The organism is Pseudomonas sp. GXM4, assembly GCF_008923895.1.
In the GTDB taxonomy this organism is placed as follows: Bacteria; Pseudomonadota; Gammaproteobacteria; order Pseudomonadales; family Pseudomonadaceae; genus Aquipseudomonas; species Aquipseudomonas atacamensis.
This window is the reverse complement of the sequence record NZ_WBRZ01000313.1, coordinates 1-5,974: the sequence shown is the minus strand read 5'-3', so window position 1 is coordinate 5,974 and position 5,974 is coordinate 1. Positions and strand designations below refer to the sequence as shown.

At 60.0% G+C, this 5,974-nt stretch carries 5 protein-coding genes; all 5 read right to left on the bottom strand.

Features of this window, described 5'->3' with window-relative positions; translation table 11 throughout:
- Positions 1–19 precede the first annotated feature (19 nt).
- The 5 genes from F8N49_RS24710 to F8N49_RS24690 all read right to left on the bottom strand — a co-directional run bounded on the left by F8N49_RS24710 (position 20) and on the right by F8N49_RS24690 (position 5,968).
- The gene (locus tag F8N49_RS24710; protein ID WP_151552987.1) at positions 20–1,594 is read right to left on the bottom strand and encodes an ABC transporter ATP-binding protein; all 1,575 of its coding nucleotides are present in this window, start codon (positions 1,592–1,594) and stop codon (positions 20–22) included.
- 9 nt (positions 1,595–1,603) lie between these two features.
- Positions 1,604–2,626, bottom strand: a complete 1,023-nt coding sequence (locus F8N49_RS24705) for an ABC transporter permease (protein ID WP_151552985.1) — start codon at positions 2,624–2,626, stop codon at positions 1,604–1,606.
- On the bottom strand, positions 2,626–3,687 hold the full coding sequence (locus F8N49_RS24700; protein ID WP_071172270.1) for a microcin C ABC transporter permease YejB: 1,062 nt from the start codon (positions 3,685–3,687) through the stop codon (positions 2,626–2,628). The genes F8N49_RS24705 and F8N49_RS24700 overlap by 1 nt, the downstream gene beginning before the upstream one ends.
- On the bottom strand, positions 3,687–5,555 hold the full coding sequence (locus F8N49_RS24695; protein ID WP_151552983.1) for an extracellular solute-binding protein: 1,869 nt from the start codon (positions 5,553–5,555) through the stop codon (positions 3,687–3,689). The genes F8N49_RS24700 and F8N49_RS24695 overlap by 1 nt, the downstream gene beginning before the upstream one ends.
- 131 nt (positions 5,556–5,686) lie before the next feature.
- On the bottom strand, positions 5,687–5,968 hold the full coding sequence (locus tag F8N49_RS24690; RefSeq protein WP_073474718.1) for a peptidylprolyl isomerase: 282 nt from the start codon (positions 5,966–5,968) through the stop codon (positions 5,687–5,689).
- Positions 5,969–5,974: the final 6 nt, after the last annotated feature.

Here is a 5,974-nt window from a genome sequence, read left to right as displayed (position 1 = left end):
GAGAATAAGCAGAAAAAACCTACCCTGGATGCGCCGCCGCCAACAGCTCTTTGGTGTAGGGATGCTGCGGGTTGTCAAACACGTCGTGACTGGCACCACGCTCGACCACCTGACCGTCCTTGATCACGATCATGTCGTGGGCCAACGCGCGCACCACCGCCAGATCATGGCTGATAAACAGGTAGGTCAAACCGTATTTTTCCTGCAAATCACGGAGCAGGGCGACCACTTGTTTCTGTACGGTGCGATCGAGGGCCGAGGTCGGTTCGTCGAGCAGGATCAGCGCGGGTTTGAGCACCAGAGCCCGGGCGATGGCGATGCGCTGGCGTTGGCCGCCGGAAAATTCATGCGGGTAGCGATGGCGGCTTTCCGGGTCGAGGCCCACTTCCCTGAGCACGCGAATCACTTGCTCATCGCACTCATTGGCCGTCGACTCGCAATGCACTTCGAGACCTTCGCTGATGATCTGTGCCACCGACATGCGCGGGCTGAGGCTGCCGAACGGGTCCTGAAACACCACCTGCATCTGCCGCCGCCACGGCCGCAATTGCTTTTGATTGAGGCCATCCAGCGCGTCGCCCTGAAAGCGAATGCTGCCCTCGGAATCCAGCAAACGCAGGATCGCCTGGCCCAGCGTCGACTTGCCTGAACCGGATTCGCCAACTATGCCCAAGGTCTTGCCGCGCTGAATATTCAGACTGATGCCATCGACAGCGCGCAGATACTGCTTGCGCCTGAACAGCCCGCCGCCGACCTGGAAATCGACGCGCAGGTCAGCGACTTCCAGCACATTTTCGCGTTCGTCACGGGGCAGGGCTTCACCTTCCGGCTCTGCGTTCAACAGCACGCAGCTGTAAGGGTGTTTGGGTTCGGTAAACAGGGTTTCACAGGGCGCCTGCTCGACGATCTCGCCAGCCTTCATCACGCACACCCGCTGCGCGATGCTGCGAACCAGGTTGAGATCGTGACTGATCAGCAGCAGCGACATGCCGAGCCGCTGTTGCAGGGACTTGAGCAGCAAGAGAATCTTGCGCTGCACGGTGACATCCAGCGCCGTGGTCGGCTCGTCGGCAATCAACAACTCCGGTTCGCAGGCCAGGGCCATGGCGATCATCACCCGTTGCCGTTGCCCGCCAGAGAGCTGATGCGGATAGGCTTTCAACCGTTCCTTGGGCTTTTGAATGCCGACCAGTCCGAGCAATTCGAGAATGCGCTGCTGCGCTTGCTTGCCGCCGAGGCCGCGGTGCAGCAACAGGGTTTCGCCGATCTGCTTTTCAATGGTGTGCAATGGATTGAGCGAGGTCATTGGCTCCTGAAAGATCATGGCGATGCGATTGCCGCGCAGCTCGCGCAAGACCTTCGGATCAGCACCGAGCAGTTCCTGCCCGCGATAGCGGATGCTGCCACGGGTTTGCGCCTCACTCTCGGGCAGCAGTTGCAGGATCGAATGCGCGGTCACCGATTTCCCCGAGCCCGATTCGCCGACCAGTGCCAGGCACTCACCGGGGCGGATATCCAGGCACAGGTCGCGCACCACGGTCTGGCCATGGAAGGCGACATTGAGGTTGCGGATTTCAATCAGGTTTTCTGTCATGGTCACGCTTCAGGATCGAGGGTCAAAAGCGTCACGTAACGCTTCGCCGATGAATACCAGCAAGGAGAGGATCAGCGCCAGGGTAAAGAACGCGGTCAATCCGAGCCATGGCGCTTGCAGGTTCTGCTTGCCCTGACCGATCAGTTCGCCCAGCGAGGCACTGCCGGCCGGCATGCCGAAGCCGAGAAAATCCAGCGCGGTCAGCGTTGAAATCGCCCCGGTCAGAATGAACGGCAGATAACTGAGCGTCGCGTTCATTGCGTTGGGCAGGATGTGCTGGAAGATCACCTTGCGGTCAGTCAGGCCCAGGGCACGCGCTGCCTTGACGTATTCCAGATTGCGCCCGCGCAGGAACTCGGCGCGCACCACGTCCACCAGCGCCAACCAGGAAAACAGCGCCATGATCCCCAGCAGCCACCAGAAATTCGGCTCGACGAACCCGGAAAGGATGATCAGCAGATACAACACCGGCAGCCCCGACCAGACTTCCAGCACGCGCTGTCCGAGCAAGTCGACCCAGCCGCCGTAATAGCCCTGCAACGCGCCGGCGGCGATACCGATCAGCGCGCTGACAAAGGTCAGCATCAGGGCAAACAGAATCGACACCCGAGCACCAAAGATGACCCGCGCCAGCACATCGCGCGCCTGATCGTCGGTGCCCAGCCAGTTGACCGATGTTGGTGGGCTCGGCGCCGGTTTGTTCAGGTCATAGTTGGGCGTGTCGTCGCTGAACGGAATCGGCGGGAACAGCAACCAGCCGCCGTCCTTGCGAATCAGATTCTGCACGTACTCGCTGCGGTAATCAGCCTGGAACGGCAGTTGCCCGCCGAACTCCTGTTCGGTGTGGCGCTTGAACACCGGGAAGTACCACTGGCCCTGATAACTGACCATCAATGGTTTGTCGTTGGCGATCAACTCGCCACCTAGCGTCAGGATGAACAGGCCGATGAACAGCCACAGCGACCACCAGCCACGACGGTTTTTCTTGAAACGTTCGAAACGGCGACGACCCAAAGGCGAGAGCTTGAACATCAGGCATTCCTCGCGGCAAAGTCGATACGCGGGTCGACCAGGGTATAGCAGAGGTCGCCGATCAGTTTTATCAGCAGGCCGAACAGGGTGAAGATGAACAGTGAACCGAACACCACTGGATAGTCCCGCGATACCGCTGCTTCGTAACTCATGCGCCCAAGGCCATCGAGGGAGAAGATCACTTCGATCAGCAGCGAGCCGGCGAAGAACACACTGATGAACGCCTGAGGTATCCCCGAGACCACCAACAGCATGGCGTTGCGAAACACGTGTCCGTACAGCACGCGGCGTTCGCTCAAGCCTTTGGCGCGGGCCGTTACTACGTACTGTCGGGTGATTTCATTGAGGAACGAGTTTTTCGTCAGGATTGTCAGCGTCGCGAAACCACCGATCACCAGCGCGGTGACCGGCAGCACCAGATGCCAGAAGTAATCGGCGATCTTTCCCAGCGTCGATAGCGATTCGAAGTTGTCCGAAACCAGCCCGCGCACCGGAAACCAGTTCAACGAAGTACCGCCGGCGAATACCACGATCAGGAACATCGCGAACAGGAACGCCGGCATGGCGTAACCGATGATGATCGCCGTGCTGCTCCAGATGTCGAAATGGCTGCCGTGGTGCACAGCCTTGCGGATGCCCAGCGGGATCGATACCAGATAGGTGATCAGTGTCGCCCACAGTCCGAGCGAAATGGTCACCGGCATCTTTTCCAGAATCAGGTCGGTGACCGTCGCGCCACGAAAGAAGCTCTTGCCGAAGTCCAGTTGCGCGTAGTTCTTCAGCATCAGCCACAGGCGTTCGTGGGCCGGTTTGTCGAAGCCGTACTGCTTTTCGATGTCCTTGATCAGTTGCGGATCGAGGCCACGGCTGGCGCGCGAAGCGTTGCTCGAGGTCTCGCCGGCTCCGCCGCCGACACTGGCGCCGCCAATGCCTTGCAGATGGGCGATGGCTTGTTCCACTGGTCCGCCGGGCGCGGCTTGGATGATGACGAAATTGACCAGCAGGATGATCACCAGCGTCGGAATGATCAGCAGCAGGCGCCGCAGTATGTAACCCCACATCAGTGCGGCCCTCCGGGTCTGCCGCGACTGATTTTCTCGGCGGTCATTTGCTGATTGGTCAGCGGCGTTCGGCTGATTTCCCACCAGCTCTCGATGGCTTCGTCATTGCTCGCCTGCACCGTGGGAATGCCGAAGCGGTTCCACCATACGGTCGAGGTGCCTGGCGGGTAATAGTTGGGAATCCAGTAGTAGTTCCATTGCAGCACCCGGTCCAGCGCATGGGCGTAGTGCAACATGTCCGATTGGGTCGAGGCGCGGATCAGGCCGTTGATCAAAGTGTCGACTGCCGGATTTTTCAGCACCATGTAGTTGTTCGCGCCCGGGTCGTTGGCCGCTGCCGAGCCGAAATAATTGAGCAACTCACCGCCCGGAGAAGTGGTAACGGGGTAGCCGGTGACGATCATGTCGTAGTCGCGACTCATCAGGCGATTGACGTATTGCGAGGCGTCGATGCGACGGATATTCAGCTCGATGCCGATCTGCTTCAGCGTGCGCTTGTAGGGCAACAGCAGGCGGTCCATGCCGTTCTGGCTGACCAGAAAAGTGAAGCTCAGCGGCTCGCCGGCGTCGTTGACCAGTTGATCGCCATCCGGTTTCCAGCCGGCCTGCTCAAGCAGTTGCAGGGCTTGCAACTGCTTGTCACGGATGATGCCGCTGCCGTCGGTCTTCGGCGCCTCGAAGACTTTAGTGAACACTTCTTCGGGAATCTGATCGCGCAGCGGTTCAAGAATTTCCAACTCTTTCGCATCGGGCAACTGCCGGGCGGCGAGATCGGTGTTGGAAAAGTAACTTTGCTGGCGGATATAAACGTTGCGCATCATCTGCCGGTTGCTCCATTCGAAGTCCCAGAGCATCGCCAGTGCCTGGCGTACCCGGCGGTCCTGGAACATCGGCTTTTGCAGATTGAACACGAAACCCTGGGCCGATTGCGGCGCTTCAGTGGCGAGGTGGGCCTTCTGCAAACGGCCATCGCTGAGGGCGGGACTGTCGTAGCCGATCGAATAGCCGGTCGCGGAAAACTCGCGGTTGTAGTCATAGGCACCGCCACGCAGCACCTGACGGGCGACGTCGGTGTCGCCGAAGTACTCGATACTGAAATGGTCGAAGTTGTACAGGCCGCGACTGACCGGCAGGTCCTTGCCCCACCAGTCGCCATTGCGTTCGAAAGTGATGCTGCGCCCGGAGTCGACCTTGCCAACCCGGTACGGCCCGCTGCCCAGCGGCGGCTCATAACCACCGCCGCCGGCGAAATCGCGACTCTTCCACCAGTGTTCGGGGAACACCGGCAGGGTCGCGATATCCAGGGGCAGGGTGCGGTTTTCGTTACTTTTGAAGTCGAAACGCACGGTCAGCGGTGCCTCGATTTCGACGCCTTTGACGTCGGCAAACTGGGTGCGATAACGCAGGCTGCCCTGGGTCATCAGCAGGTTGTAGGTGTAGCGAACGTCCTCGGCGGTGATCGGTTTGCCATCGGCAAAACGCGCCTTCGGATTGATGAAAAAGCGCAGCGACAGACCGTCTTCAGAGCGTTCCATTTTCTCCGCCACCAGACCGTACACCGTGTAGGGCTCATCCAGCGAGCGCTGGGCCAGCGGCGAATACAGCAGGCCGTCGATCTGCGTGACGCCGATGCCTTTGTCTATATAGGGCAGCAGATGATCGAAGTGGCCGATTTCGATTGCCGAGCGCCGCATCGTCCCACCCTTCGGCGCCTGCGGATTGGTGTAGTGGAAATGGCCGAAGCCGGCGGGGTATTTGGCCGGTTCGCCGTAAACGGTCAGTGCGTGTTGCGGGGCAGCGGTCGCACCGGCGGCACCCGTGAGCAGGGCGAGGGCGGTGAGCATCAGTGTGGGAAAAACCAGTCGCATCGTCAGCCTTGGAACGCAAAATCGATAAGCGCAAGTTGTACGCGAGCGGCGCGCCACTCGCCAGCCGTATATGTAACCGAAACACAACGGCCCACCAAAGGGTGGGCCGTTGTCAGCAACAGGACGACGAATCAGTCCTGACGGCTGGTGACTTCCAGCAGGTGGTAACCGAACTGGGTCTTCACCGGGCCTTGCACGACGTTGATCGGCGCGCTGAACACCACGGTGTCGAATTCCTTGACCATCTGGCCTGGACCGAACGAACCCAAGTCACCGCCCTGACGGCTGGATGGGCAGCTGGAGTTGGCTTTGGCTACATCAGCAAAATCGGCGCCGGCTTCGATCTGAGCCTTGAGTTCGTTGCACTTGTCTTCGCTGGAAACCAGGATGTGGCGGGCAGTGGCTTTGGCCATGGGGAA

Coding starts and splice junctions, on each gene's coding strand:
- F8N49_RS24690 (WP_073474718.1), bottom strand. CDS start 5,968: ATGGCCAAAGCCACTGCCCGCCACATCCTGGTTTCCAGCGAAGACAAG.
- F8N49_RS24700 (WP_071172270.1), bottom strand. CDS start 3,687: ATGTGGGGTTACATACTGCGGCGCCTGCTGCTGATCATTCCGACGCTG.
- F8N49_RS24705 (WP_151552985.1), bottom strand. CDS start 2,626: ATGTTCAAGCTCTCGCCTTTGGGTCGTCGCCGTTTCGAACGTTTCAAG.
- F8N49_RS24695 (WP_151552983.1), bottom strand. CDS start 5,555: ATGCGACTGGTTTTTCCCACACTGATGCTCACCGCCCTCGCCCTGCTC.
- F8N49_RS24710 (WP_151552987.1), bottom strand. CDS start 1,594: ATGACAGAAAACCTGATTGAAATCCGCAACCTCAATGTCGCCTTCCAT.